This is a genomic window from Allonocardiopsis opalescens, from assembly GCF_003002095.1.
Taxonomy (GTDB): Bacteria; Actinomycetota; Actinomycetes; order Streptosporangiales; family Streptosporangiaceae; genus Allonocardiopsis; species Allonocardiopsis opalescens.
On the sequence record NZ_PVZC01000004.1, the window covers coordinates 440,951 to 463,267 of the forward strand.

26 protein-coding genes are annotated in these 22,317 nt (G+C 75.4%); 10 read left to right on the top strand and 16 right to left on the bottom strand.

What is annotated here, in order from left to right; genetic code table 11:
* Window positions 1-42: 42 nt before the first annotated feature.
* The 3 genes from CLV72_RS15505 (at window position 43) to CLV72_RS15515 (ending at window position 2,470) form a co-directional block, all read left to right on the top strand.
* Window positions 43-1,002, top strand: coding sequence for a helix-turn-helix transcriptional regulator (locus tag CLV72_RS15505; RefSeq protein WP_106246362.1), 960 nt, complete (start codon window positions 43-45; stop codon window positions 1,000-1,002).
* 134 nt (window positions 1,003-1,136) lie between these two features.
* Complete coding sequence (locus CLV72_RS15510) at window positions 1,137-1,952, top strand: META domain-containing protein (RefSeq protein ID WP_170140993.1); 816 nt, start codon at window positions 1,137-1,139, stop codon at window positions 1,950-1,952.
* Between the two features lie 260 nt (window positions 1,953-2,212).
* Entirely contained in the window at window positions 2,213-2,470 is a 258-nt protein-coding gene (locus CLV72_RS15515) for a dihydrofolate reductase family protein (protein ID WP_106246367.1), read from the top strand.
* A gap of 21 nt (window positions 2,471-2,491) precedes the next feature.
* Here CLV72_RS15515 and CLV72_RS15520 read toward each other — a convergent pair whose 3' ends face one another.
* Together CLV72_RS15520 and CLV72_RS15525 are read right to left on the bottom strand one after the other, a co-directional pair.
* Window positions 2,492-3,109, bottom strand: a complete 618-nt coding sequence (locus CLV72_RS15520) for a hypothetical protein (protein WP_106246370.1) — start codon at window positions 3,107-3,109, stop codon at window positions 2,492-2,494.
* A 382-nt stretch (window positions 3,110-3,491) separates the two neighbouring features.
* Window positions 3,492-3,965, bottom strand: a complete 474-nt coding sequence (locus CLV72_RS15525; RefSeq protein WP_106246373.1) for an Lrp/AsnC family transcriptional regulator — start codon at window positions 3,963-3,965, stop codon at window positions 3,492-3,494.
* Between the two features lie 144 nt (window positions 3,966-4,109).
* On the opposite strand from CLV72_RS15525, the gene CLV72_RS15530 reads away from it, so the two are divergent.
* A complete protein-coding gene (locus CLV72_RS15530; RefSeq protein ID WP_245930264.1) occupies window positions 4,110-4,628 on the top strand; it encodes a DUF2000 domain-containing protein in 519 nt (172 codons plus the stop codon).
* 224 nt (window positions 4,629-4,852) lie between these two features.
* Here CLV72_RS15530 and CLV72_RS15535 read toward each other — a convergent pair whose 3' ends face one another.
* A complete protein-coding gene (locus tag CLV72_RS15535; protein ID WP_106246375.1) occupies window positions 4,853-5,329 on the bottom strand; it encodes an NUDIX domain-containing protein in 477 nt (158 codons plus the stop codon).
* Between the two features lie 134 nt (window positions 5,330-5,463).
* On the opposite strand from CLV72_RS15535, the gene CLV72_RS15540 reads away from it, so the two are divergent.
* Window positions 5,464-6,249 carry a cupin domain-containing protein gene (locus CLV72_RS15540; RefSeq protein ID WP_281262419.1) on the top strand — a complete coding sequence of 262 codons (786 nt, stop codon included), beginning with the start codon at window positions 5,464-5,466 and terminating at the stop codon, window positions 6,247-6,249.
* Between the two features lie 11 nt (window positions 6,250-6,260).
* Here CLV72_RS15540 and CLV72_RS15545 read toward each other — a convergent pair whose 3' ends face one another.
* Both CLV72_RS15545 and CLV72_RS15550 read right to left on the bottom strand, forming a co-directional pair.
* Window positions 6,261-7,091: a DUF817 domain-containing protein gene (locus CLV72_RS15545; protein ID WP_106246379.1), complete on the bottom strand. Its 831-nt coding sequence runs from the start codon at window positions 7,089-7,091 to the stop codon at window positions 6,261-6,263.
* Window positions 7,092-7,175: 84 nt separating this feature from the next.
* On the bottom strand, window positions 7,176-7,892 hold the full coding sequence (locus tag CLV72_RS15550) for a carbonic anhydrase family protein (protein ID WP_106246382.1): 717 nt from the start codon (window positions 7,890-7,892) through the stop codon (window positions 7,176-7,178).
* A gap of 231 nt (window positions 7,893-8,123) precedes the next feature.
* Here CLV72_RS15550 and CLV72_RS15555 point away from each other — a divergent pair, with 231 nt between their 5' ends.
* The gene (locus tag CLV72_RS15555) at window positions 8,124-10,070 is read left to right on the top strand and encodes an ABC1 kinase family protein (RefSeq protein ID WP_106246384.1); all 1,947 of its coding nucleotides are present in this window, start codon (window positions 8,124-8,126) and stop codon (window positions 10,068-10,070) included.
* Here CLV72_RS15555 and CLV72_RS15560 read toward each other — a convergent pair.
* Window positions 10,051-10,587, bottom strand: a complete 537-nt coding sequence (locus CLV72_RS15560; protein WP_245930223.1) for a GNAT family N-acetyltransferase — start codon at window positions 10,585-10,587, stop codon at window positions 10,051-10,053. The two genes, CLV72_RS15555 and CLV72_RS15560, sit on opposite strands and share 20 nt — an antisense overlap.
* 133 nt (window positions 10,588-10,720) lie before the next feature.
* On the opposite strand from CLV72_RS15560, the gene CLV72_RS15565 reads away from it, so the two are divergent.
* Genes CLV72_RS15565 through CLV72_RS15580 form a run of 4 tightly spaced genes read left to right on the top strand, consistent with a single transcriptional unit; the run spans window position 10,721 to window position 13,888 of the window.
* Window positions 10,721-12,262 (top strand): serine hydrolase domain-containing protein, encoded by a 1,542-nt coding sequence (locus CLV72_RS15565; RefSeq protein WP_170140994.1) that lies wholly within the window; start codon window positions 10,721-10,723, stop codon window positions 12,260-12,262.
* A 36-nt stretch (window positions 12,263-12,298) separates the two neighbouring features.
* Complete coding sequence (locus CLV72_RS15570; RefSeq protein WP_106246389.1) at window positions 12,299-12,730, top strand: SRPBCC domain-containing protein; 432 nt, start codon at window positions 12,299-12,301, stop codon at window positions 12,728-12,730.
* Window positions 12,720-13,100, top strand: coding sequence for an ArsR/SmtB family transcription factor (locus CLV72_RS15575; protein WP_106246391.1), 381 nt, complete (start codon window positions 12,720-12,722; stop codon window positions 13,098-13,100). Before CLV72_RS15570 ends, CLV72_RS15575 begins: the two co-directional genes overlap by 11 nt.
* A gap of 2 nt (window positions 13,101-13,102) precedes the next feature.
* Entirely contained in the window at window positions 13,103-13,888 is a 786-nt protein-coding gene (locus CLV72_RS15580; RefSeq protein WP_211302878.1) for a DUF899 family protein, read from the top strand.
* A 9-nt stretch (window positions 13,889-13,897) separates the two neighbouring features.
* Here CLV72_RS15580 and CLV72_RS15585 read toward each other — a convergent pair whose 3' ends face one another.
* The 10 genes from CLV72_RS15585 to urtB form a co-directional block, all read right to left on the bottom strand.
* Window positions 13,898-14,620, bottom strand: coding sequence for an urease accessory protein UreD (locus CLV72_RS15585; protein WP_211302879.1), 723 nt, complete (start codon window positions 14,618-14,620; stop codon window positions 13,898-13,900).
* The gene (gene ureG / locus CLV72_RS15590; RefSeq protein WP_106246397.1) at window positions 14,617-15,321 is read right to left on the bottom strand and encodes an urease accessory protein UreG; all 705 of its coding nucleotides are present in this window, start codon (window positions 15,319-15,321) and stop codon (window positions 14,617-14,619) included. The genes CLV72_RS15585 and ureG overlap by 4 nt, the downstream gene beginning before the upstream one ends.
* Window positions 15,322-15,436: 115 nt before the next feature.
* The gene (locus CLV72_RS15595; RefSeq protein WP_245930224.1) at window positions 15,437-16,144 is read right to left on the bottom strand and encodes an urease accessory protein UreF; all 708 of its coding nucleotides are present in this window, start codon (window positions 16,142-16,144) and stop codon (window positions 15,437-15,439) included.
* Between the two features lie 8 nt (window positions 16,145-16,152).
* A complete protein-coding gene (locus tag CLV72_RS15600; RefSeq protein ID WP_106246401.1) occupies window positions 16,153-17,886 on the bottom strand; it encodes an urease subunit alpha in 1,734 nt (577 codons plus the stop codon).
* Between the two features lie 184 nt (window positions 17,887-18,070).
* Entirely contained in the window at window positions 18,071-18,421 is a 351-nt protein-coding gene (locus tag CLV72_RS15605; protein WP_106246403.1) for an urease subunit beta, read from the bottom strand.
* The gene (locus CLV72_RS15610) at window positions 18,418-18,720 is read right to left on the bottom strand and encodes an urease subunit gamma (protein ID WP_106246406.1); all 303 of its coding nucleotides are present in this window, start codon (window positions 18,718-18,720) and stop codon (window positions 18,418-18,420) included. The genes CLV72_RS15605 and CLV72_RS15610 overlap by 4 nt, the downstream gene beginning before the upstream one ends.
* A gap of 40 nt (window positions 18,721-18,760) precedes the next feature.
* Window positions 18,761-19,456, bottom strand: coding sequence for an urea ABC transporter ATP-binding subunit UrtE (gene urtE, locus CLV72_RS15615; RefSeq protein ID WP_106246408.1), 696 nt, complete (start codon window positions 19,454-19,456; stop codon window positions 18,761-18,763).
* Window positions 19,456-20,253, bottom strand: coding sequence for an urea ABC transporter ATP-binding protein UrtD (gene urtD, locus CLV72_RS15620; RefSeq protein WP_106246410.1), 798 nt, complete (start codon window positions 20,251-20,253; stop codon window positions 19,456-19,458). Before urtD ends, urtE begins: the two co-directional genes overlap by 1 nt.
* The gene (gene urtC, locus CLV72_RS15625; protein WP_106246412.1) at window positions 20,250-21,401 is read right to left on the bottom strand and encodes an urea ABC transporter permease subunit UrtC; all 1,152 of its coding nucleotides are present in this window, start codon (window positions 21,399-21,401) and stop codon (window positions 20,250-20,252) included. The genes urtD and urtC overlap by 4 nt, the downstream gene beginning before the upstream one ends.
* A complete protein-coding gene (urtB, locus tag CLV72_RS15630) occupies window positions 21,398-22,276 on the bottom strand; it encodes an urea ABC transporter permease subunit UrtB (protein WP_106246414.1) in 879 nt (292 codons plus the stop codon). Before urtB ends, urtC begins: the two co-directional genes overlap by 4 nt.
* Between the last annotated feature and the right edge of the window lie 41 nt (window positions 22,277-22,317).

Consider the following 22,317-nt stretch of genomic DNA (forward strand, 5'->3'; position numbering starts at 1 on the left):
AATAGGCAAGGATCGTTCCTAATGGACGGGCAGGCTGGAAAAATGTCGGAGACCTCGGCGCGGCTGCTGCGCCTGCTCGCCCTGTTGCAGACCCCCCGTGAATGGCCCGGCTCCGAGCTGGCCGAACGCCTCGGCGTCAGCGGACGCACCGTCCGCAAGGACGTCGAGCGGCTGCGTGAACTCGGCTACCCCGTCGACGCCACCCGCGGCTCCTCCGGCGGCTACCGGCTCGGGTCCGGCGCCGCCATGCCGCCGCTGCTGCTGGACGACGAGGAGGCGGTGGCGGTCGCCGTCGCGCTGCGCACCGTGGCACAGGGCGCGCTGGCGGGCGTGGAGGAGACGGCGCTGCGCGCGCTGGCCAAACTGGAGCAGGTGCTTCCCTCGCGGCTGCGCCGCCGGGTCGGCGCGCTGCACGCCTACACCGTGCCGGTGCCCAGCGACCGCCCCATGCCCTCCGTCGACCCTGAGCTGCTGACCGCGCTCGCCTCGGCCTGCCGCGACAGCGAGCGGCTGCGGCTGGACTACCGCCGCCACGACGGCTCGGCCACCCGCCGGGAGGTTGAGCCGCACCGGCTGGTGAACTGGGGCCGCCGCTGGTACCTGCTGGCCTACGACACCGCGCGCTCGGACTGGCGCACCTTCCGGGTGGACCGCGTCGAGCTGCGCGGCCCGGCCGGTCCGCGCTTCACACCGCGCGAGCCGCCTGAGGGCGACGCGGCGGCCTTCGTATCGCGCGGCGTGTCGGCGGCGGCGTGGCGCCACCGCGCCCGCGTGGTGGTGCACGCACCGGCCGAGGCCGTCGCCGAACGGATCAGCCCCGCCGTCGGCGTGGTCGAGCCGGTCGACTCCGCCGGCTGCGTGCTGCACACCGGCGCGGACTCCGTGGAGACGCTGGCCGTGCACCTGGGGCTGCTCGGGGTGGACTTCGAGGTGGCGGACCTGCCCGAACTCGTCGCCCACCTGCGCGAGCTGGCGGCACGCTACGGGCGGGCGACCGGGTAGCGGAGACGTCCGGTGTCCGCCGCGCGCCGCTCCGTGACGATCCGGGCGGCCGATGCAACCATTCCGGCGGTCCGGCGCGTAGCAGGGGTATGAGACCTGTGCTTCTCACCGGCGCCCTGGCTACCCTCGCGCTCATGGCGATGAGCGGATGCGGTGATGTGAGCGGGGCGGCGAGCTCCCCGGACGGCGGCGCCGGAGGGCTGGCCGACCGCGTGTTCACGGCGGAGTCCGTCACCGAGGGCGGGGCCGAACGGCCTCCGGTGGAGGGCACCGCCATCACGGTGGGCTTCCGCGACGGCCAGATCCATGCCGACGCCGGGTGCAACCAGATGACCGGCACGGCCACCATCGGCGCCGACCGGATCGAGGTCGCGGAGCTGATGAGCACCGAGATGGGCTGCGACCCCGCCCGCCACGAGCAGGACGAGTGGCTGGCCGGGGTGCTCACCGCGAACCCCGCCTACACCCTCGACGGCGACCGCTTGCGGCTGGAGACGGACACGACCGTGATCGAACTGCGCGAGCAGGCCGCCCCGGCCGACCAGCCGCTCGAAGGCACCGTCTGGGTCCTCGACACGATCATCACCGGTGAGACCGCCTCCTCCGTGCCGGTCGGCGCGCAACTCGTCTTCGGCGAGGGCGGCGTGACCACGCGGATCGAGAACTGCAACCAGGGCAGCGCCGACACCGAGATCTCCGACGGCACGATCCGCTTCGGCGCGCTCGTCAGCACCCGGATGGCCTGCGCGGAGCCGGCCGCCGGAGTGGAGCGGGCGATCACCGCCGTGCTGGACGGCGGCGAGGTCGCCTACACCGTCGAGGGCGACTCCCTCACCCTGGAGCACCCCGACGGCACCGCGCTGCGCCTGCGCGCCGGCGGCGGGATCGCGCCCTCCGACCAGCCCGGGCAGACACCCACGCCGGAACCCTCCGTCCCAACGACCTTCTGAGCTCATCGCCGGCGAGGACCCCACGAGCCGCGGCACGAAATGCAGGACGGGGCGTGCCGCAGGGCGGCCCCCTCGCCGGCCGGCACCGCGCGGCGGGCAGCGGCCCGCCGCGTGACCGCCGGCCGGCGAGGGGCCTACCGCCGGCTCATGCGGTGAGGTGGGGCAGGAGCGTCTGATCGGGCTCGGCCGCCGGGCCGTCTCGTGGCGAGCGCGTCGGCTCGGAACCGTCCGTACTCCTCTCCGGCGACGTCGCGGCGGCGATCGGCGAGTCGACCGCCGGGCCGGGAGGCGAACTCCAGGCGCACGGCGGCGTCGACCTGGTCCGGTGGCTGCTCGGCGAGCGGCTGCTGGACGGGCTCATCCTCCTCGTCCGCCCCGTGGTCGTCGGCCAGGGCAAGCGGTTCTTCCCCGAGGCGGGTCCGGACACGGCGCTCGAACCGGTCAAGACGCGAGCCTTCCCGAAGGGCATCGTGCTCCAGGTCCACCGGCCCACCGGGCGCCCGGAGTACGCGCTCTGAGCACGCGATGCGGGGCCGGGGCTAGGCCAGGGCGTGCAGGCGGGTGAGTGCGCGGCCGACGGCGTCGCGGTTCTTGGCCGAGGTCATCCAGCGGGGCAGGCGGTCGCCGAGGCTGAGGGTGGCGATGTCGCGGTGGCGGGCGGTCAGGTAGGCGTCGAGGTAGTCGAGGTGGCGGCGGTTGACCGCCCACAGGACGTGCCCGGCGCACGGGGTCTGCAGCCACAGCGGTAGGCCGAACAGGCGGTCGACCGGGTCGGCGGGGCGGACCACGTTGGACAGGGCGACGGCGAGGACGGTCGTGCGGTGGCAGCCCGGGCACTCGGCGCGGTGCTCGGCCGGGGCGGCCGAGCGGCGCGGGTACCGGGCCGACCAGGCCAGTTCGCGGCCGCAGCCGCCGCAGGCGCCGTTGGCGGCGGCGTCGGCGGGGCCGTGGAACCAGTGCGCGCTGGTGCCCTCCCACTCCCCGCAGCACGCGCACCACCAGCCGGCCTCGGCGTCGGGATCGACGTGGGAGCGGCCGCAGCCCGTGCAGGCGAAGCGGTCGCCGGCGACCAGGCCGCGCGTGGCGCACCACGGGCAGCGCACCAGCGCGCCCGAGCGCGGTACGGCCCACAGTTCGGGGATGTGCTCGCGTGGCATGGCGGCAGGCTAGCGAGAGGACCGCGCCCGGCGCGAACGCGTTTTCCCGGCGGGGCGCGCTACCGGCCTGACGGGTGACGCCGGTGGGTGGTGGCCGCGGCCGGCTCGGCCGCGTCGGCCGCCGCCTCCCGCGCAGACGTCGAACCGGACGTCCACAGGCGGCGTCCCACCGGACGGCTTGTCCACAACCGCCCGGTAGGACCCGCGCCGCACACCTCAGGGCGGAAGGATTGTGTGCAGGGGAGTCCCCCAGGGAGGGCGGGGGACTGGATTCCTGAGGTTCGCCCCCAGCCACCGGGCCGGACCGCGGTGGGCGGCGCCACGTGCCGGGTGCGGACCCCGGCCGCTGAGGGCGGCCGGGGGCACGGACGGGCCCGCCGCCTCACCGACGCTCGCGGACGGGGGCGACGGCCGGGGCGCGCAGGTGCTCGTAGACGACGCTGGTCTCCACGTCGGCGACCTCGCGGCGTTCGGTGAGGCGGTCGATGACGAAGGCGTACAGGCCGTCGGTGTCGGGCACGGCGACGTGGATGAGGAAGTCGCGGGTTCCGGAGGTGACGAAGACGCTCACGGTCTCCGGCAGCCGGGCGACCCACTCGCGGAAGGACTCGATGTTGCCGCGCGACGGCGGACGGATCCGCACCGAGATCATCGCCTGCACCTCGCGGCCGAGCGCGGCCAGGTCCACCTCGGCGCGGTAGCCGCGGATGACACCGCGCTCGCGCAGGGCGCGAACCCGCTCCAGCGAGGTGGACGGCGCGACCCCCGTCTTGGCGGCCAGTTCGCGGTTGGTCTGCCGTGCGTCGTACTGGAGTTCGCGCAGCAGCGCGCGGTCGAGTTCGTCCAGACGCTCCATCAGCCCTACTCCTCCGAACAAAATTCGGCACTGATTGTGTCTACCAGTATGTCTGATTAGCATCCAGCGCGGATCCCGTTCTGGGTGCGACGAAGTCTCGCTCAAGCGGTAGGAGATTCGACACATGGAGGGCTAGTGGACACCATGCGGACCGCACCGCACCCGGCCGACGGAGTGCTCGACGCGCGCACCGCCGCCCGTTCGATGCCACGGCTGGCGCGCACCGACGTGCGCCCGGACCTGCCGACCCGCGAGGCGCGGCTCAAGTGGGTGATCGTGGTCGACCAGGAGTTGCCCGCCGGGCTCGCCGCCAACGCCGCCGTCTGCCTGGGCGCCGCCGCGGGACGCGCGCTGCCCGAGGTGGTCGGCCCCGGCGGACCCGACGCCTCGGGCTCGCACCACCCCGGCCTGCCGTGGACCGGCTGCGCGATCCTGGCCGCCGACCAGGCGACCGTGCGCGCCATCAGGGAGCGGGCCGCCGCAAAGGCCGAGCTGCACCTGGTGGCCATGCCCGCCCTCGCACAGGAGTCCCGCGTCTACGACGGCTACCTGGCGGCGCTGGCCGCCACCCCGGAGCCGGAGCTGCGCTACTACGGCCTCAGCCTGATCGGCGCCCGCAACAAGGTCGACAAGCTGGTCGGCCGACTCCCGCTGCTGCGCTGAACCCCCGTCCCGGCCACCCGGCCGACGCCGCGAGTACGGTCGGCTCCGGCGCGCGGCGGAGGCGCCGCGTCGGGAATGGCGCACCGCCGGGAAGGCGTCGGCCGCCGCGTCAACGCGGGTGTCCGGGCACAGCCGCCGGGACGGACGGCGTGTGGGCCGGTCGCCGAAGCCGGTGACGCGGGCGACGCGGGGGGATCCGGGCGACCCGCTCGGCGGGGCGGGGCTCAGTCGATCAGGTAGGCAGCGCGGCCGGTGCTGCGGGCGGTGAGGGCGGCGGCCAGCCGGGGCGCCTGCACGGGGTGCAGCAGGGCGGCGGCCTCCTGCGGGGTGGCGAAGGCATGGTCGTCCAGTTCCTCGGCCTGGAGGGTGATGGCGGCGCCCGGTGCGACGGTGCCGCCGTCGAAGACGAAGGACACGAACGGCCGGGGGCGCGCGCCCGCGGGGCCGTTCCAGTGGCAGACCAGCAGCTCGCGCGCCTCGATGGCCAGGCCGACCTCTTCGGCGACCTCGCGCTCGCAGCCGCGGTGCGGTTCCTCGCCGTGCTCGACCACCCCGCCGGGCAGCGCCCAGTGCTCGCGGTAGTTCGGCTTGACCACCAGCACGCGGCCGTCGCCATCGGTGAGCAGCGCGGCCGCGGCCAGGTAGGCCGTCGGCAGCTGGGCGAACCACACGTCATCGGGGAGCAGCTTGGGTGCGGCCATGGCACGAATGTACGGCACCCCGGCGCATGCCGGGGCCGAGCCGGCGGCAACGGAGCGGCCAGGGCAGCGCGGCCGGGACGGCGGTGCGCCGGGGCCGGGCGGCCGGGGTCCGGCGGGTGCGGGAGACTGGGGGCGTGAGCGAACCCGTGCTGCACCTGATCCCCCTGGAGCGGTGGCGCAGCGAGCCCGATATGCCGGTGGTGCCCTCGTCGCTGGACCATGAGGGCTTTGTGCACGCGTCGCCCGACGCCGGCACCCTGCTGGCGGTGGCCGACGCCTTCTACCGCGACGCCGACCAGCCGATGGTGGCCCTGCTGATCGATCCGGACCGGCTGTCGGCACCGCTGCGCTGGGAGGAGGCCCACGGCGCGCCGCCGCCCGGCGTGTCCGGCGAGGTGCGCTTCCCCCACATCTACGGACCGGTCGAGCGGTCGGCCGTGGTGGGGGTGCGCTACCTGCGCCGGGATCCGGCCGGGCGCCATGTCGCGCTGGAGGAGCGGACCGGCACGGCCGAGGCGCTGGACCTGCTGCCGCACCCCGAGGGCGGCTGGTACCGGGAGACCTGGCGGGCACCGGCCGAGTTCGAACCCGACGGCTACCCGGGCAGGCGCGCCAGCGCCACCGCCATCTACTTCGCGCTCGCCCCCGGTGAGCGCTCGCGCTGGCACGCGGTGCGCTCCGACGAGCTGTGGCTGTGGCACTCCGGCGGGCCGCTCACCCTGCTGCTGGGCGGCGACGGCGAGCGCCCCGCCGAGCGGCCCGACAGGGTCGTGCTCGGCACCGGCCTCGCCGCCGGGCAGCGTCCGCAGGCGCTGGTGCCCGGCGGGGTGTGGCAGGCCGCGGAGGCCGGGGACGCCGAGACGCTGGTCAGCTGCGTGGTCTCGCCGGGATTCGACTTCGCGGACTTCCGGGCGGAGTGAGGGGCCCGCGCTCAGTCGCCGGTTGCCGCCCGCCGGCCGTCCTCGATACGGCGCCAGGTGGCCACGATGACGATGCACACGGTCACCAGCAGCGCCCAGGCGCCGAACTTGGCCGGGTGGACCAGGTGCCACATGTCGGCCTGGTGGGGGTACTGCCAGGCGCCGAGCAGGGTGGCGATGTTCTCGGCGATCCACAGGAAGAAGCCGATCAGCACGAATGACAGCGCCAGCGGCAAGCGGTAGCGCACCGCGCCGACGGTGAAGCCGACCATGGTGCGCCAGGTGACGGCGACCATGAGCACCGCGAGCGGCACCCGCATGTCGGGCAGCCAGTGGTGGGTGAGGAAGTTCAGGTAGATCGCGGCGGCGACGACGGCGGTGGCGACCGGGCGGTAGCCGCTCAGCTCCAGGTCCAGCCGCCGCCACGCCTGGACGGCGTAGCTGCCCACCGCCGCGTACAGGAAGCCGCTGTAGAGCGGTACTCCGGCGATCTTGGTGACGGCGTCCTCGGGGTAGCTCCAGGAGCCCATGTTCACCTTGACCAGCTCGAAGACCAGTCCGACCAGGTGGAAGCCGGCCACGGCCAGCGCCTCGCGGCCGGTCTCCAGCCGGGTGGCCCACAGCACGGCGGTCACGGCCAGCCCGTACAGCAGCAGCGCGTCGTAGCGGGCGATCGGCAGCGGCACCACCGAGGACGCGGCCAGCCCGGCGAAGAGCGCGACCGCGAACAGGCAGCTCAGCGACTGCGCCCAGGCGAAGCGGAGCACCTGGGCGACGGCGAACCAGTCGGCCGTCCGGGCTCTGCGCCATGGGCGCGCGCCGCCCGCCGCCTCCAGAGCCATCGCACACCTCACCGTCCTGGCCGGTAGAACGGGGTCAAGCGTCCCACAGCGGACAGGACGGCGGCGAGGCAGGACCGGAGCCGGTCAGCCCTTGGGCGGCAGGTCGGTGTAGACGGCGCGCTCGTGCGGCGGCTGCACCGGGCGGGCGTTGGGCCCGATGCGCTTGGCGAAGGCGCCGATCTGCGCCTCGGCGGCGGTGACCGGCTCGGCCAGCACCACCCACCACACGCCCTCGCCGTACTCGCAGGTGGTGAGCGAGCCCGAGTAGCGGTAGGAGCCGCGCGAGGCCGGCAGCAGCGCGGCGAGGTCGAACAGCGGCACGTGGCGCTGGGCCTCCCCGGGCTCGGGGAAGGCCGCGATGACCTGGTCCAGGACGGGGTGCGCCGGGCCGGGCTCCACCAGGACGGCCACCACCATGGCGTCGGAGGGCTCGCCGGTGCGGTGGTACTTCAGGTGCGCTTCCAGCGGAAACCGGTGCCCGGCGACGGTGTGCTCGGCCGGGGCGTGCCAGTGCACCTCGTCCAGTTCGTAGACCAGGTTGCGGTGCGCGTCGGTGACCACGGCGGTCGCGCTGCCGTGCGAGGGGCGCGCGGCGATGTTCTCCTCGTCGTCGCGGTCGCAGCCGGGGGCGTGGGTCGCGGGCCGCACGGTGCCGAGGGTCAGCGCGCTGGGGCCGAAGGCGAAGGCGATGCCCGGCAGCGAGGGCACGTACTGGGCGCCGGCCGGATCGATGTCGATCGGGCTCTGCCTGCGGCCGGCGCGATCCGGACGCGGCTCGGTACGGCTGGGACCTAGCGTCATGGGGGACTCTTCGGGCACGGGAGACGGCACGTCAGGCTGCCACCTGCGCCGTCGCAGGCCGCAGCAGCAGGATGCTGCCACGCGGGGGTGGGGTTCCGGTGGAAGGCCGCGCCGGTGCCCGCGTGACCTGTGCCGCACCGCGGCGCCGCGAAAGGGGCGCTTCGGGGCGGGCCGGACACCGGGCGGGGGATTCACGGCGGCGCGCGGTCCGTGACAAGATCGCGGACTGCTATGGGATTGCTGGAGAACGTCTACGTCGCCGCGGCCGGCATGGTCACGGTCATGGTCCTCGCCTGGATCGCCGGGCTGCTGCTCGGTCTGCGGATCAGTCTGCCCAGGGCGGTGCTGGCCGGGCTGTTCGGCATGGCGACGGGCGGTGTGCTCGCCCAGGCGCTGTGGCCGCCCGGCGAGGTGCCGGCGGAGATCGACTGGCCGTACGGCACCATCGTGACCGGCACGACCGTCCTGGGTGCGATGGCCTTCCTGGTCGCCGCCGAGGTGCTGGTCCCCCGGGGCACCCGGCTGCGCCCGGTGGCCCGGGTCAGGGGGCTGGGCGCCATGGCCGGCCGTACCCGCCGCTACCTGCAGATCCTGCACATCGTGTTCCGGCACGGCCTGGGCCCCTACCTGTGGGGCCGCCGCGACCCGTCCGACCTCGCGCAGGGCCGGCGGCGGCTGGCCCGCTCGCTCGGGCGGGCGCTGGAGCGCGGCGGCGTCACCTTCGTCAAGCTGGGCCAGGTGCTGGCCACCCGGCGCGACCTGCTGTCGCCGGTCTTCATCGAGGAGCTTGGCCGGCTGCACCACCAGGTCACCCCGGTGCCGTGGGAGCAGCTGGAGCCGCTGGTCGCCGAGGAGCTGGGCGCGCCCGTCGAGGAGTTCTTCGCCGAGTTCGACCGCGCGCCGCTGGCCTCGGCCTCCATCGCGCAGGTCTACCGGGCCCGGCTGCGCACCGGCGAGCAGGTCGTGGTCAAGGTGCAGCGGCCCGGCATCGGGCCCGTGGTCCGCCGCGACCTGGACATCGTGCGCCGGCTGGCCGGCACCCTGCACCGGCGGACCGGCTGGGGGCCGGCGCTGGGCGTGCTCGACCTGGCCGAGGGCTTCGCCGAGGCGCTGCTGGAGGAGCTGGACTTCCGCACCGAGGCGGCGAACATGGCGGCGGTCGCGGCCGCCGCGTCGGGGCGGGTGCGTGTGCCGCGCGTCCACGACGACCTGTGCACCGCGCGGGTGCTGGTGATGGAGCGGCTGGACGGCACCCCGCTCAGCGACGAGCGCGCCGTGCGGGACCTGACGGGCGAGGCGCGGGCGGAGCTGGCCACCACCCTGCTGGACTTCGTGCTCGACCAGGTGCTGCTGCACGGCGTCTTCCACGCCGACCCGCACCCGGGCAACATCTTCGTCCTGGCCGACGGGCGGCCGGGGCTGCTGGACTACGGCTCGGTGGGGCGGCTGGACGCGGCGCTGCGCGCCGCGCTGCAGCGGGTGCTGCTCGCGGTGGACCGCGGCGACCCCACCGGGCTCACCGACGGCCTGCTCGACCTCAGCCCGCTGCCCGACGAGGTCGACGAGCGGCGGCTGCGCCGGGCGCTCGGCCAGTTCATGGTGCGCTACCTCAACGGCGGCGCCGGCGCCGACGTGAAGATGTTCACCGACCTGCTGCTGCTGGTGTCGCGGCACGGTCTGGCCATGCCGCCGGAGATCGCCGCGGTGCTGCGGGCGCTGGCCACCCTGGAGGGGGCGCTCAGCCTGCTGGCGCCCGGCTTCGACCTGGTGGCGGAGGCCAGGCGCTTCGCGGCCGAGCGGGTCGGCGGCCAGGTCGGGCCCGCGGCGCTGCGGCAGACCGCCACCGAGGAGCTGGTCAACCTGCTGCCGACGCTGCGGCGGCTGCCGCGCCGCTGGGACCGGATCTCGGCGGCGCTGGAGAGCGGCCGGCTGAGTGTCGCCGTGCGGCCGCTCGCCGACGAGGACGACCGGCGCTTCCTGGCCGGGCTGGTCAACCAGTCGCTGCTCACCCTGATCGCGATCGCGGCCGGGGTGAGCGGGGTGCTGCTGCTCGGCACCACCGGCGGGCCCGCCCTCGCCCCGGACCTGACCCTGTTCCAGGCGATGGGCTACAACCTGATGGTCGTCGGCTGCCTGCTGGTGCTGCGGGTGCTGCTGGTCATCTACCGGCGGCGCTGAGCTCCTCGGGGGCCAGGTCGCGGCGCATGCACAGCCGCGGCCAGCGGTCCAGGCCCAGCTCGGCCTCGCGGCGGCGGATCTCGCGCAGCCCCGGGGTCAGCTCGTCGTCGGCGAGCGGCCGGAAGCCGATGCGCCGGTAGTAGGGGGCGTTCCACGGCACGTCGCGGAAGGTGGCGAGGGTCAGCGCCGGCAGGCCGCGCCGCACCGCCCAGCCGGCCAGGTGGTCGATCAGCGCCCGGCCCAGCCCGCGGCGGGCGTGGCCGGGGTGGACGGAGACCTGGTCGATGTGGGCGTCGCCGTCGACCAGGCTCGCGATCAGGTAGCCCACCGGGCGGTCGCCGGCGTCGGTGGCGACCCAGGCGCGGCCCGCCGCCCGGTGGGTCTCCAGCACCACCAGCGGCAGCGGCTGGTCGCCGGCGATCTCGGCCATGCCGATGTCGGCGAAGGGGCGCCCCGCGGCGACCTCGATGTCCTGCAGCAGCGCCAGTTCGGTGGGGTGCGCCGGGCGGATGCTCACCCGTCAAGTATGGACCGGGCGCAAGGGGCACCGGGTAGGGCGGGGTCCACCCCGGGCCTGCGGCGCGCCGCAGGGCGGGCGGGTGGCCGGCACCATCGCGCCGGGCCGGGCGCGGTCCGTAGTGTCGCCGACCGTGAATCCGACCCCGATCCTCCTGGGCGCGCTCGTGCTGTGCGGTGCGCTGCTCGCGGGCGCCGTGCCCGCCGCTCCCGCCGCCGCGGCCGAGGCACCGGCCCCCGCCGCCGTCGACCGCTACCTCACTGAGAGCCTGCGCGCCGCCGGGCTGCCCGGCGCGGTCGTCGCCATCACCCGCGGCGACGAGGTGCTGCACACCGCCGGCTACGGCCGCGACTCCGCCGGGGCGCCGCTGAGCGCCGGCAGCCCGGTGGCGATCGCCTCGCTCAGCAAGTCCTTCACCGCGCTGGCCGTGGCGATGCTGGCCGAGGAGGGCCGCCTGGACCTGGACGCGCCGGTGCGCGAATACCTGCCGGAGTTCCGCACCGCCGACCCGCGCTCGGACCGGATCACCGCCCGGATGCTGCTCACCCACACCTCGGGCCTGTCGGACTCGGTCTTCCCGGAGATGAGCCGCGAGCAGCCGGCCGACCTGCGCGGCGCGGTGGCGCGGCTGGCGGAGGTGCGCCTGTCCGCCGACCCGGGCAGCACCTGGAGCTACCACAACCCGAACTACCACGTGGCGGCCCGGCTGGTCGAGGCCGTCTCCGGGCGGCCCTTCGCCGACCACCTGTCCGAGCGGGTGTTCGGCCCGGCCGGGATGACCGCCACCGCCACCCGCGACAGTGCCGCCGAGCGTCCGTACGGCCTGCCCGACGGGTACGCCCCGGTGTTCGGCGCCATGGTGGCCAGACCCGCGCTGGACCACTTCGTCAACGGCTCGGGCGGCATCGTGTCCACCGCCGAGGACCTGGCCCGGTGGCTGATCGTGCAGAGCAACGGGGGCGTGGCGGCCGACGGCACCCGGGTGGTGTCCGCGGCCGCCCTCGCCGCCACCCGCGAGACCGTCCCGGCCGGCGGCGACTACGCGCTCGGCTGGGACCTGGACACCGACGGCGAGCGCGTGCTGCGGGTGCACCACGGCGGCACCATGTTCTCCGCCAGTGCCGAGCAGGTGCTGCTGCCCGCCGACGGGGACGGCGGCGGCGCCGACTACGGCGTCGCGATCGCCTTCAACTCGGCGAGCGCGACCGGCGCCGAGCAGCTGGCCATCGCCGAGGGCCTGGTCGAGCTGGTGCGGGGTGGGAGTCCCGAGCCGCCCGCGCCGGTGTCGGCGATCACCGACGCCGTGCTGGCCGCGCTGTGCGCCGCGACGGTGCTGCTCGGGGTGGTGCGGGTGCGCCGCGCCCCGGCCTGGGCGCGGCGCCGGGCGCGGCGCGGGCGGGCGCTGATCGCGCTCGGCCTGGCGCCGCGCCTGGTGCCGATCGCGCTCTTCCTCGGCCTACCGGCCCTGGCCGGGCTGCTGCTGGGCGGCCGGGACGTGACCTGGCCGACCATCCTCTACAGCTGGCCGGCCCTGGCGGCCTGGGCAGGACTGGCCGCCGCCGCGAGCGCCTGGATGCTGGCCGCCCGGCTGCGGGCGTGGGCGCGGGCCCGTCGCGCGGGCGGTGCGCGGCCGCCGGAACCACGACCCATTGACGCAACTCGTCAGTTGCCATAGTGTAGCAACCGATGGGTTGCTACCTAAGGAGTCGGAATGGGCTTTCCCGATCGCATCGAGCGGACCGTCGAGCTCGCTCACCCGCCGACCGCGGTGTGGGCGGCGCTGACCACGGCCGAGGGCCTGGGGACGTGGTTCGGCGAGGCCGCCTCGATCGACCTGCGTCCTGGCGGCGCCGGCCGCTTGCGCTGGAACGACGGATCAGCCGCCGACCTGCGGGTGGAACGGGTGGAGGAACCGACATCCTTCGGTTTCACCTGGCGGCCCGGCGGCCTGCCCGAGGACGACCCGCGCCGCACCTACGTCGAGTTCACCCTGGAACCCCTTGACGGCCGGACGCGGCTGACCGTGGTCGAGACCGGCTTCGCGCAGCTGCCGGACGCGGCCTACCGCGAGGAGTTCGACGCGCACGTCGAGGGTTGGGAGCGCGAGCTCGGCGAACTCGTCGCGTACCTCGATGCCGGCTGAGATCGAGGCGGTCGCCGAACAGGTCTTCATCGCGCTGGCCGATCCGACCCGGCGCAACATCCTGGCCGCCCTGGCCGCCGACGGCCCCGCCACGGTCACCGAGCTGGCGGCCCGGCTGCCGATCACCCGGCAGGCCATCGCCAAGCACCTGGCGCTGCTGTCGGAGGCCGGTTTGATCACCGCCGAGCCGGGGGAGCGGCGCCGGGTCCGCTACCGGCTGCGATCCGCGCCGATGCGGGTCGCCCAGCAGTTCCTCGCCGCGCTCGCACGCGACTGGGACACCCCGCTCGGCGCGCTGGCCGAGCACCTCGACCGCACCGCCGCGAACACACCGCCCCACGACGGGGAACCGCACCAGAGGAGGACCTGAACATGAACGACGCCCGCCCGCTGCCGCCGGTGGCCGACCGCACCCGCTGGCAGGCCGAGATCGACGCGCTCCGCGTCCGGGAGAAGGCGCACACCCGGGAGGGCGACGCGATCGCCGCGGCCCGGCGGCGCCTGCCCATGGTCGAGGTCGACGCCACCGCCGAACTGATCGGGCCCGACGGGCCGGTCACCCTGCTCGACGCCTTCGAGGGGCGCCGGCAGCTCATCGCCTACTACTTCATGTGGTACCCCGGTCAGCCCGCGGCCGAGCAGTGCCAGGGCTGCACCTGGTGCACCACCCAGGTGGCGGAGCTGTCCTACCTGCACTCCCGCGACATCACCTACGCGGTCGTGTGCCAGGGCCCCTACGAGGAGGGCGCCCGCTACCACGACTTCATGGGCTGGCAGATGCCGTGGTACTCGGCGCAGGACTCCCTGGACACGCTCCTTGCCGGGCGCCGCGTCGGCATGATGCACCTCGTGTGCTACCTGCGCGACGGCGACCGCGTCTTCGAGACGTACTGGACCTGGCTCCGGGGCGTGGAGGCGATGGACTACAGCAACGCGCTCATGGACCTCACCGTGTACGGGCGGCAGGAGACCTGGGAGGACTCGCCCGCCGGCTGGCCGCAGCCCTGGTCGGCCGACGTGCCCTGGCGGATCGACGGACGCCCCATCGCCCAGTGGTCGCGCGTCCGGGCCGGCCGCTCCGACAGCCTCACCGGCGCTCCGTCGCAGCAGGCGGAGGGCGGCGGACCGCCGCACGGCTGCTGCGGGGGCGGCTCCTAGCGGCCCCGCTCAGCGCTCCGCGCGGGCGCGGCCCCGCGCCAGCAGGGCGTCGAGGGCGGCCGCGTCGGGGGCCAGCGCGGTGACCAGGACGCCGGGCCCGGCCAGCGGGGTGACCGCCAGGCCGGGCTCGGCGTGCACGGGCACCGGGGCGGCGGCGTACTCGGGGCCGGCCAGCAGCAGCAGGCCCACGGCGCGGGCGTCGTCGAGCACGGCGGGGCCCGCGTGCGGCTCGTGGGGGCCGAGCCGCAGTTCGTGCCGGAGCAGCGGGACGCCGCCGCGGACCACGTCCAGCCGGGACCGGTGGCCGCCCGGCTCCTCGCCGTGGCGGCCCAGCACCACCCGCTCGGTCCAGTCCAGCCGGGCGCCGGGCCGCAGCCGCACGCGGGCGTGCGCCCGGTGCGCGGCGCCGCGGGTCACGATCACCGGCTCCGGGCGGTGGTCGAGCAGCCCGTCCTCGGCGACCTCGGCGGCCACGTCGTAGCGCGAGGCGCCCGACAGCACCAGCATCGCCGCGGCCGAGCGCAGCCGCAGCGCGGCGCCCGGCCGCACCTGGCAGTCCAGCCGCAGGTCATCGCCGTGCAGCGGGCCCGCGGCCGCGCCCACCAGGTGTATCCGACCCCCGCCGGTTGCGCGCAGCGCCAGCGGCCCCCCGCCGCGCAGCACGGGGAAGCGGGTGCCGCCGGCGCCGTCGGACTCGGCGACGACGGCGGCCCTGGCCTCCAGTCCGGTCAATGCGCGTGCCCGCTGCCCGCCAGCTCGGCGCCGCCGGCCGCCTGGTTCGCCCGCCACCACGCGATCTGGGCGCGCACCCAGGAGGCGATCTCCGGCACGTCGGGGTGCTCGCGGACCGAGGTCGCGATCACCGGGCGGCCCTCGCGGACGTGGTCGGCGTCGGAGGTCATCACGTCCAGGTCGGCGCCCACGCGCGAGGCCAGGTCGATCTTGTTGATCACCAGCAGGTCGGCCAGGGTCACCCCGGGGCCGCCCTTGCGCGGCACCTTGTCGCCGCCGGCCACGTCGAGCACGAAGATCTGCCGGTCGGCGAGCCCCTGGCTGAAGGACGCCGTCAGGTTGTCGCCGCCGCTCTCCACGATGACGAGGTCCAGCGGGCCGAGCCTGGACTCGTGCGCCTCCACCGCGTCCAGGTTGGCGGTGATGTCGTCGCGGATCGCGGTGTGCGGGCAGCACCCGGTGCGCACCGCGCTGATGCGCTCCGGCGCCAGCACCCCGGTGCGGTGCAGGAAGTCGGCGTCCTCGGTGGTGTAGATGTCGTTGGTGACGACGGCCAGCGCGAAGTCCTCGCGCAGCACCCGGCACAAGGCCGCCACCAGGGCGGTCTTCCCGCCGCCGACCGGGCCGCCGATGCCCAGCCGCAGCGCCCGCCCGGCCGCCGGTGCCGGGTGGTGCGGGTCGTGTTCGTGATTGGCGCCCATGCTGATCGCCTTCCGTATGCGGGCCGGCCCGGTGGGGCCGGCGTGGTGTGTCGCTTCTTCGGTCGTGGTCGTGGTTCGGCCGGCGCGCGCACGGGTGGCGTCCGCGGCGGCCGGGTCAGGATTCGAACAGGCGCAGGCGCTGCCCCCGGTGCAGTTCGGCGTGGACGTCCAGCGCCGGAGCGCTGACCGCGGGCAGTTCGGCAGGGGAGTCGGGCACGGCGCGGGCTTCGGCGGCCACCGCGTCCACGCTCGGGGCGAGTTCGGCCAGTACGCCGTGCACGGCCAGCGGGTCCAGCGCCAGCAGCCGGACCGCGGCCGAGGCGGGCCCGGTGACCGCCGCGGACGCGGCCAGCAGCGCGGCGTGCGCGGGCGCGTGCTCGGGGGCGGCGGCGTGCGCCGCGGCGCCCAGCGCCAGCGGGTGGTGCGCGCCGCCGGGGGAGGCGGCGGCGAGGGCGGCCAGCGCGGGGGCGGGCCACACGGTGTGGGCGGTGCGCAGCAGGGCCCGGCCCTGGGCGCGCGACGCCTCCCGCTGGGCGGGCGAGGGGGTGCGCGCGTCGAGTTCGGCGTCGAAGGCGGCCCAGCGCGGCTCGGGCCGCGCGCACTCGGCGGCGGCCGCCGCCGCGAAGGCGGCCGCGACCAGTCCGGCCGTGGCGAGCCGTCCGCGCAGGAACTCCGCGAGCGCGGCGACGGTGCGCACCCGTCCGGCCGCCGCGGCGGGCTCCAGGCCGCCGGAGTGCACATGGGCGCCGGTGGGCAGCCGCGAGTCGGCGAGCAGCAGCAGCGAGGCCGGGAGCGGGGCGGGCGCGGTGGACGCAGCGGGCACGGTCGGCATCAGAACAGGAAGTACCGCTGGGCCATCGGCAGCTCGCGCGGCGGGTCGGCCTCGATCGGCTCGCCGTCGACGCGCACCTCGAAGCTGTCGGGGTCGACGGCGATGTCGGGCAGCGCGTCGTTGAGCGGCATGTCGGCCTTGCCCAGCCCCCGCACGTCGCGGACGGCCACCAGCCGCCGCGCCAGCCCGAGCCGCTCGGCCAGCCCGTCGTCGAGGGCGGCCTGGGCGACGAAGTGCACGCTGGTGTCGGCTGCCGCGGCCGGGGCCGCGCCGAACATGGGGCGGGGCAGCACCGGCTGCGGGGTGGGGATGGAGGCGTTGGCGTCGCCCATCGCGGCCCAGGCCGTCAGGCCGCCCTTGAGGACCAGGTGCGGGCGGACCCCGAAGAAGGCGGGCTCCCACAGCACCAGGTCGGCGAGCTTGCCGACCTCCACCGAGCCGATCTCGCCGTCCATGCCGTGGGCGCGGGCCGGGCAGATCGTGTACTTGGCGACGTAGCGGCGGGCGCGCAGGTTGTCGGCGGGCTCGGGGTGCGGGCCCGCCAGGGTGCCGCGGCGCGCCTTCATCACGTGCGCCGTCTGCCAGGTGCGCAGCACGGTCTCGCCGATGCGGCCCATGGCCTGGGAGTCCGAGCCGATCATCGAGATCGCGCCGAGGTCGTGCAGCACGTCCTCGGCGGCCATCGTGCTCGGTCGGATGCGGCTCTCGGCGAAGGCGAGGTCCTCGGGCACCGACGGGTTGAGGTGGTGGCAGACCATCAGCATGTCGAGGTGCTCGTCGAGGGTGTTGACGGTGTGCGGCCGGGTGGGGTTGGTGGAGCTGGGCAGCACGTTGGGGTGGGCGGCGACCGTGATGATGTCGGGGGCGTGGCCGCCCCCGGCGCCCTCGGTGTGGTAGGCGTGGATGGCGCGGCCGTCGATGGCGGCCAGGGTGGACTCCACGTATCCGGCCTCGTTGAGGGTGTCGCTGTGCAGGGCGACCTGCACCCCCGAGGCGTCGGCCACCCGCAGGCAGGCGTCGATGGCGGCCGGGGTGGAGCCCCAGTCCTCGTGCAGCTTGAAGCCGGCGGCGCCGGCCCGCAGCTGCTCCCACAGCGCGTCCTCGCGCACGGTGTTGCCCTTGCCGAGCAGTGCGACGTTGACGGGGTGGCCGTCGAGCGCGCGCAGCATCCGGGCCAGGTTCCAGGCGCCGGGCGTCACGGTGGTCGCCTTGGAGCCCTCGGCGGGGCCGGTGCCGCCGCCGACGACGGTGGTGACGCCCGCGCCCAGCGCCTCGTCCAGCAGCTGCGGGCAGATCAGGTGCACGTGGGAGTCGACGGCCCCGGCGGTGAGGATGCGTCCGTTGCCGGCGATCACCTCGGTGGAGGGGCCGATGACCAGCTCGGGGTGGACGCCGTCCATGGTGTCGGGGTTGCCGGCCTTGCCCAGCGCGGTGATGCGGCCGTCGCGGACGCCGATGTCGGCCTTGACGATCCCCCAGTGGTCCAGCACCACGGCGCCGGTGATCACCAGGTCGGGGGCGCCTTCGGCGCGGGTGGCCCGGCCCTGCCCCATCGACTCGCGGATGACCTTCCCGCCGCCGAACACCGCCTCGTCGCCCGAGCCGGCCGGGCCGATGCTGCGGTCCTCGGTGATCTCGATGAACAGGTCGGTGTCGGCCAGCCGGATCCGGTCCCCGGCCGTGGGCCCGAACAGCGCCGCGTACCGGCCCCGCTCGATGTACGCCTCCGTCATCGCACCGCCTTCGCTGAGCCGCGTGTCAAACCGACCGCCGAGTCGTGCACAGATCCGGGCCGCCGCGGCGGCGTCGTCCACAGCCCTCGGCCGGCCCTCGCCGCGGCGCATGGCGGCGCGGGAGAATGGATGTGGGGTCGCCCCCCTGGGCGGGAGGGGGATCGGGTGAGGGGCGGGGAGGCGGTCACGGCCGCTCCGCCCGGTCGAGGTCGCCCGCCGACTCCGGGCGGAGGCCGGCGATGTGGCGGGCGCCGGCGAAGGGCACCAGGGCCACCTCGCGGCGCACGCCGGGCTCGAAGCGCACGGCGGTGCCGGCCGGCACGTCCAGCCGCATCCCCCAGGCCGCCTCGCGGTCGAGGTCCAGGGCCGGATTGGCGGCGGCCAGGTGGTAGTGCGAGCCGACCTGGACCGGCCGGTCGCCGGTGTTGAGCACACTGACGGTGCGCCGCTCGCGCCCGGGGTTCAGCGGTACGGGCGCCTGCCCGGTGCGCACTTCGCCGGGGGCCCAGCCCGGCCCCTGCCCGGTGCCGCTCACGGGATCGGCCGGTGCACGGTGACGAGCTTGGTGCCGTCGGGGAAGGTCGCCTCGACCTGCACCGAGTCCAGCATCTCCGGCACGCCGGCCATCACGTCCTCGCGGGTCAGCACGGTGCGGCCGGAGTCCATCAGCTCCGCCACACTGCGGCCGTCGCGGGCGCCCTCCAGCAGGTGCACGGTGATCAAGGCGGTCGCCTCCGGGTGGTTGAGCCGCAGCCCTCGGGCGCGGCGCTGCTCGGCGACCTGCGCCGCCACGTGGATGAGCAGCCGTTCCTGTTCGTGGGGGGTGAGCTTCATCGGACCTTCCGTCCTGGACCTTCCCTACTCCGGCGCGGCCTCAGATCGCCAGCAGCCGCTGGATCTCGCCGTCGCGCAGTTCGGCCCGGCCGCCCTGGCGCACCACCGATCCCCGGTCGATCACGGTGAACGCGTCGGCCAGCCGTAGGGCGATGTCCAGATACTGCTCCACCAGCAGCACGGTCAATCCCCTGTTCTGGTGAAGTGTGGTGATCGCCTCTTCGATCTCGGCCACGATCGAGGGCTGGATGCCCTCGGTCGGTTCGTCCAGGACGAGCAGCCGGGGGTCGGTGACCAGCGCCCGCGCGATCGCGAGCTGCTGCTGCTGGCCGCCGGACAGGAAGCCGGCCCGCCGCTTGAGCAGCTCCCGCAGCCTCGGGAAGACGCCGAGGGCGGCCGCCACGCCGCCGGGGTCGCGCCGCCCGGTCGCCTCCCAGGCCACCAGCAGGTTCTCCTCGACGGTGAGCTGCGGGAAGGTCCCATGGCCCTGCGGCACATAGCCGATGCGGCCGCGCACCCGGGCGTGGGTGCCGCGGCGGGTGATGTCGGCGCCGTCGAACAGCACCCGGCCGCCGGTGGCGGGCAGTACGCCCATGACGGTGTTCAGCAGGGTGGTCTTGCCGACGCCGTTGCGCCCCATCACGCTGACCACCGCCCCGGCCGGCACCTCCAGGTCGATGCCGAACAGCACCTGCGCCCTGCCGTACCCGGCGGTCAGCCCCTCGACCCGCAGCACTAGCCCACCTCCCCGCCGGCCGGCACCGCCGGCTCATCCCCGGCGCCCCGCCGGCCCAGGTACACCTCGCGGACCCGCGGGTCGGCCTGCACCTGCGCCACGTCGCCCTCGGTGAGCACCCGGCCCTCGTGCAGCACGGTGACGGTGCGGGCGTAGCTGCGCAGGAAGGCCATGTCGTGCTCGACCACCACCACGGTGTGGTCGCGGGCGATCTCCAGCAGCAGCTCGCCGGTGCGCTCGCGCTCGTCGCGGCTCATCCCGGCCACCGGCTCGTCCAGCAGCAGCAGCCGGGGCCGCTGCGCGAGCAGCATGGCGATCTCCAGCCACTGCCGCTGGCCGTGCGAGAGCTCCCCGGCGGGCCGGTCGGCCAGCGCGGTCAGGCCGGTGCGCTCCAGTGCCTCGGCCACGGTGCCGCTCACGCCCCTGCGCACCCGCAGCAGCCGGGGCAGGCCGAGCCGGAAGGCGGCGGCCAGGTCGACGTTCTCCACCACGCTCAGCCGCTCGAAGACCACCGAGGTCTGAAAGGTGCGGCCCACGCCCAGCCGGACGATGCGGTGCTCGCGCCGCCCCACCAGCTCGGTGCCGTCGAACAGCACCTGCCCGGCGGCCGGGCGGGTCAGCCCGGTGACGACGTCGATCAGGGTGGTCTTGCCCGCGCCGTTGGGGCCGATCAGGAAGCGCAGCTCCCCTTCGGCGACCGTCAGGTCGAGCCCGTCGACGGCGGTGAAGCCGTCGAAGACCACGCGCAGCCCACGTACCTCCAGCAGCGGCCGCGCCGCCGGGGCGGTGCCGGTCACGGGGTGCCTCCTTCGGCCGGTGCGCCGGCGGCCGGGGCGGCGGTCCGGCGGGTGCGCAGCCGCGACAGCAGCTCGCGGCCGGACGCGGCCAGCCCGGCGATGCCGCGCGGGGCGAACACGATGACGGCGATGAACAGCGCGCCCTGCAGGTACAGCCAGCCGTCGGCGAACTGCTCGGAGAAGGAGGTGCGGGCCAGGTTCAGCAGCAGCGCGCCGGCCACGGCGCCGGCCAGGCTGTAGCGGCCGCCGATGGCCACCGCGATGACCAGCTCGATCGAGGGCACCACCCCGAACAGCGCCGGGGAGATGATCCCGGCCACCGGCACGAACAGGGCACCGGCCAGCCCGGCGACCATGGCCGACAGGGTGTAGGCGAGGGTCTTGACCACGGTGGGGTCGTAGCCGAGGAAGCGGACCCGGTCCTCGCCGTCGCGGACCGCCACCAGCAGCCGGCCCAGCCGGGAGCGGTCGAAGGCGCGCAGCGCCAGGTAGACGGCGGCCACCGCCAGCACCACCGCGACGTAGAGGCCGAGCTGGCTCTCCGGCCGGTTGAGGTCGACGCCGAGCAGGACGGGGAAGTCGGTCAGGCCGTTGGAGCCGCCGGTCAGGCCCTGCTGGCCGATCAGCAGGATGACGAAGGCCGCCGCCAGCGCCTGGTTGAGGATGGCGAAGTAGGCGCCGCGCACCCGCTGCCGGAACACCGACCAGCCCAGCACCGCCGCGACCAGCCCCGGCAGCAGCACCACCGCGGGCAGTGCCACATAGGGGCTGGCGAAGGGCGCCCACAGCAGCGGCATCTCGGTCACCCCGCTCCACACCATGAAGTCGGGCAGCCCGCCCGGGCCCGCCTCGGTGAGCTTCAGGTGCATCGCCATCGCGTAGCCGCCGATGCCGAAGAACACCCCCTGGCCCAGGGTGAGCATGCCGCCCTTGCCCCAGGCCAGCGCGATGCCCAGCGCGGCCAGCGCGTAGCACAGGTAGCGGGCGTAGAGGTTGATCTGGAACGGCGGCGCGACGGCCGGCACCACCACCAGCGCGAGCAGCAGCACGGCGGTGAAGGCGGCCGGGCCGGTCCAGCGGGGCAGGGCCGGTGCGGCCGCGGGCGGCGGCGCGGCCGTACCGGCGGCCGGAGGCGAGGTCAGGGTCATGTCAGTGCCCTCGATCGAAGGACGAAGAGGCCCTGCGGGCGCACCTGCAGGAAGGCGATGATCACCGCGAACACGACGACCTTGGCCAGGCTGGCGTCGGACCAGAACTCGGCGTAGGCGTTGAGCAGGCCGAGCACCGCCGCCGCGAGGACGGCGCCGCGCAGCTGGCCGAGCCCGCCGACCACGACGACCAGGAAGGCGTCCACGATGTAGGTGGAGCCGAGGGTGGGGCCGATCGGCCCGATCAGGGTGAGCGCCACCCCGGCCACCCCGGCCACGCCCGAGCCGATGAAGAAGGTGATCTGGTCCACCCGCGCGGTGTCGATGCCGCTGCACGCCGCCAGCTGCCGGTTCTGGGTGACCGCGCGCATCTGCCGCCCGGTGCGCGAGCGCGCCAGGTACCAGCCGACCGCGAGCACGCACAGCACGGCCAGGGCCAGGATGAACAGCCGGGAGTAGTGCAGCCGCACCCCGGCCGCGTCCACGCCCCCGGCCAGCCAGCCGGGCGCGGCCACGTCGACGTTGGGCGCGCCGAACACGTCCCTGGCCACCTGCTGCAGGATGAGGCTGACGCCCCAGGTGAGCAGCAGGGTGTCCAGCGGGCGGCCGTAGAAGTGCCGGATCAGGCCGCGTTCGAGCGCCAGGCCCATCAGGCCGACGACGACGAAGGCGACCGGCAGGCCGACCAGCACGGACTGGGCGCCGAACCACGCCTGCAGCACGAAGGCGGTGTAGGCGCCGGCCATCAGGAACTCGCCGTGCGCCATGTTCACCACGCCCATCTGGCCGAAGGTGAAGTTCAGGCCGAGGGCGACCAGCAGCAGTACGGCGCCGATCGACAGCCCGACCGGCAGCTGGCCGAGGAGTGCGTGCACGGTCCTCCGATCGCGGGGGGCGGTGGGGTGGCGTCCCCGGC